General features: G+C 31.9%; 2 protein-coding genes. One reads left to right on the forward strand and one right to left on the reverse strand.

Translation table 11 applies throughout. From position 1 onward, the window contains the following. The coding region (locus tag AC1DTM_RS29640) for an alcohol dehydrogenase catalytic domain-containing protein (RefSeq protein WP_477001608.1) at positions 1–297 on the reverse strand (297 nt) is incomplete at its 3' end. Positions 298–614: 317 nt separating this feature from the next. Between AC1DTM_RS29640 and AC1DTM_RS29645 the strand changes: the two genes are divergently transcribed. Next, on the forward strand, positions 615–808 hold a 194-nt coding region (locus AC1DTM_RS29645; protein WP_477001609.1), incomplete at its 3' end, for a PadR family transcriptional regulator.

Genomic DNA, 808 nt, shown 5'->3' on the forward strand with positions numbered 1-808 from the left:
ATATGTACCTTGTCTCGTTATGCTTCCAGCGTAAAATACTTCATCGCCTTCTTTAAATAATGTACAACCTTCGCCAGTTTGTACGACAACGCCACAAGCATCCCAGCCAAGTATTTTTGCTACATCTTCTTTTTTATCTTTCGGAGATCGAACTTTTGTATCAACTGGATTAACGGAAATTGCGTTAATTTTAACGAGTATATCTCTTCCTGTGGCAACAGGTCTTTCAACTTCAATATCAATTAAACTGTTTTCTTCTTCAATAGGTAAGTATTCATGTAAACCAATTGCTTTCATTTTTATTCCCTCCATTAAAGTAAGAGTCTTTTTCTCTTTCATTATAGATGGGAAGTGTTGTTATGTAAAAAAGTTGAGTCCTTTCCATTTTGTAAAAGGTTTGATTCATCCGCATTTAGAATTCCATAATTGGAAGGGGAAAGCCATCGTTTTGATTTTATAAGCGTTGTATCATTAATTTAAAGTTATACTTATTTTTCCAGTGTACCTTGCAATGAATAATACTAAGTGGTATATTATATTTGCGAGTACTTATTATAAAATGGTACTGAATAATGAATAGTAGTGAATGTCAATTAGAATAGGGTGAATGAACATTGAATGTACAATTTAAAAAAGGAGTTTTAGAACTTTGTGTTCTTGTCTTACTCGATAAGCAAGACCGTTATGGATATGAATTAGTTCGAAGTATTTCCAATCAAATTGAAATATCAGAAGGGTCTGTTTATCCTTTACTTCGTAGATTAACTAAAGAAGAATATTTTACAACGTATTTACAGGAGTCTTCAGA

It is taken from the genome of Bacillus sp. P4_D3, assembly GCF_056401855.1.